Genomic DNA, 2,622 nt, shown 5'->3' with positions numbered 1-2,622 from the left:
GCCCTTGTAGTCGCCTTCGTTGGCGACGACGAAGCGGTCATTGTCGAGCCATTTCACGGCGTCGGGTTCGCGCGCGACATTTTCCATTTTGCCATCGAAGGACAAGGCGCCGTTCTTCTTGGTGTCGACCTTGTCCAGCGTGACCGAGCCTGCGGAGAAGTGTGTGACGATCGCGCCGGTTTCGGCGTTGACGATGGCGATGTGGTTGTTTTCCTGCAGCGTGACCGCTATCTCGCCGGCCTCGTTGAAGGCGACAAATTCCGGCTCGGGATCGTCTCCCGCGACTTCGGCAATGCCCGCCAGGTTCACGGTCTTCATCGTCGCGCAATCAGGCTGGCCTTCGGCAAGCGTGAAAATCTTGAGGTCGCCCGCCGGCATCTGCGGAATTTCTCCGTCGTTCAGCTCCTCGTCGCGCTCGTTCTCGATGGCGATGGCGAGGAACTTGCCGTCCTTGCTCAGCGCCAGCGAGTCCGGCTGGCCGCCGAGATCGCAGGTGCTTTCGATCGCCTTGGAGGCAAGGTCGATGACGGTGAGGTTGCCCGAGGGCTTGGCTTTGCTCTCCGACGTATTGATGCCGGCCAGCACCTTGTCGCCAATGACAACGATCGAGGTCGGCTCGCCATCGATCTTGACGATGCCGCCGGCCTTGGGCGCCTTGGGATCGGCGATGTCGATGAAGCCGACCGCACCGAGCGGGCTGTCGGAATAGACCAGCGTCATGCCGTCTTCGCTGGCCGCGATGATCTCGGACGAAGTCGGCGTGGTCTTCTCGACGTCCGCGGGGAGGTTTCCGGCGACCGCGAAGCTCGCGACCCGGTTGAACATCATGTCGGCATGGGCCGGCAGCGAAACGGAGGCAGCAAGCGCTGCCGTCAGGACGAAAAGCGCGGAATGGCGGGGCACGGGTGGCGTCTCCTGTTCGAATGGAAGCCACCTGCTTTGGGGGAACGACATTTCAAAGCGATGACGGATCCATGACAGTTCCGCGACAGGCGGTCAGGGTCCGTCAATATTCACGTCATGCTGGCGTGCAAATGCAGGGATTCTGCCGCCGCCTACTCCGCCTCGGCCACCATCTGCCGCCCGCCGACCCAGTTCCGCCAGGCCCTCTCGTCACCGTTGAACACGTTGAGGTCGATGCGGCCCCTCACCCCGTGCGACAGGCCGGAGCCGGAATACTGCCAGAAGACCCATTTGCGGCCGGGATAGACCTTTGACGGGTGCTGTGCGACCGCGCGGAGCCAGAACGGATAGTCGGGGAAAGCGCCTCTGAGATTGTCGCGGTAAAAATCGGGTGCGGTGTAGATGATGGGCCGCTGCCCGTAGTGGCGCTCGAGCTTGTCCATGAACACCTGCATCTTCTCCAGCACCTTTTGCCGCGACGGCCGCCGCTTGCAGCTGGATTCGCCGTTCCACTCGACATCGATCACCGGCGGCAGCGCGCCCTCGACCCTCGGCACGTTGCGGATGAACCAGTCGGCCTGCTCGCCTGCCGTGCGGCACCAGTAGAAGAAGTGATAGGCGCCGCGCTTCAGGCCGGCGGCGTCGGCATTGCGCCAGTTCTTCCTGAACATCGGGTCGAGATGATCGCCGCCGTCGGTCGCCTTGATGTAGGCGAAGTTCGCGCCCTGCGCGCGCAGCTTGTCCCAGTTCACGTTGCCCTGCCAGCGCGAGACGTCGACGCCGTGAACGGCGAGGTGCCTTGGCGAGGACCTGCCGAAATTGATCGGCTTGGCGTCACGAAAACGATAGCGCTGGACCGGCTCGACGAGGATCGGGGCTGCCCGTGCCAGCCGGTTCGGCGCCACCAGGGCAATTGGCTCGGCGGGTGGTTCGATGCTTTCCACAGGCTCTGGAGGAGCCATCGCCACGGCTTGGTCCATCGCCTCTTCCTGCGCGAAGGCGGGTGCGGCATCGGCGGCAGCGACCGACGCGACCGGCGCGGGCGGCCGCACAACCGAGCTGGTCGTCTCGCTGGACGGCACCTGCAGCGCGTCGACGCCGGACGTTGACGTGCAGCCGGCAAGGCACAGCGCTGCGATCGAGAAGATAACGACGCCTGATAACCGCATCTGGACCTGTACGCAAAACACAACAGACCGATGGCAAGACAGCGCCGCCGGACAAACCAGTCCAGATTACTAACGAGAAATTACCAACAAAGTTTGAATCAAATTGTTAGGAGCCTCTTCTTCGAAGCGTCCGCAGGACAGCGCGAAAGACCGCTGACCCTGTCAGGCACCGCCGCCTAGCTGCACAGCCATAGCTTGTGGCAGGTCTCGGCTACCATGTGAGCCGGCGGTACAAAGCGATCGGGGTTGACCGGCGCATCGTCCTCCGCCCGGCGAACCTTTTCTTCAAGCAGCGTGCGAAGGGCCGCCGGCTGCACGCGATCGCGTTCCATCACAAGCTTGATCATCGGATCGCTCAAAAGCTCATCCAGAGTGTTGATTCTGTCGTTCATCCGTCGCCTCCTCGACCGCCGACCCGCAAGCAATAGATAGGTGGCAATGATGGCTCGCCAATGACGCTTTGCCGGCTATCTCGTGTCCCGGATGAAAAAAATTGGGCACGCGCCTTGCCTTCTCCCCTTGTGGGAGAAGGTGGCCGCGAAGCGGCCGG

The 2,622-nt window shown here is 62.9% G+C and carries 2 protein-coding genes and 1 pseudogene; all 3 read right to left on the bottom strand.

Going from position 1 to position 2,622, the window contains the following annotated elements:
- A pseudogene (locus tag E5W87_RS23275) lies at positions 1 to 903 on the bottom strand (alkaline phosphatase); the annotation flags it as partial.
- Between the two features lie 152 nt (positions 904 to 1,055).
- Positions 1,056 to 2,072 carry a GH25 family lysozyme gene (locus tag E5W87_RS23270; RefSeq protein ID WP_292402821.1) on the bottom strand — a complete coding sequence of 339 codons (1,017 nt, stop codon included), beginning with the start codon at positions 2,070 to 2,072 and terminating at the stop codon, positions 1,056 to 1,058.
- A 176-nt stretch (positions 2,073 to 2,248) separates the two neighbouring features.
- Positions 2,249 to 2,464, bottom strand: a complete 216-nt coding sequence (locus tag E5W87_RS23265; protein WP_127206675.1) for a hypothetical protein — start codon at positions 2,462 to 2,464, stop codon at positions 2,249 to 2,251.
- Positions 2,465 to 2,622: the final 158 nt, after the last annotated feature.

Origin of the sequence: Mesorhizobium sp. (assembly GCF_004962925.1) — a bacterium.
Classification (GTDB): domain Bacteria; phylum Pseudomonadota; class Alphaproteobacteria; order Rhizobiales; family Rhizobiaceae; genus Mesorhizobium.
Note: the sequence above shows the minus strand (reverse complement) of the source record. Positions and strands in the feature narration are given on the sequence as shown.

Bases quoted from the DNA above. Each gene is read 5' to 3' on its own strand.
- E5W87_RS23270 (WP_292402821.1), bottom strand. From the start codon at position 2,072: ATGCGGTTATCAGGCGTCGTTATCTTCTCGATCGCAGCGCTGTGCCTT.
- E5W87_RS23265 (WP_127206675.1), bottom strand. From the start codon at position 2,464: ATGAACGACAGAATCAACACTCTGGATGAGCTTTTGAGCGATCCGATG.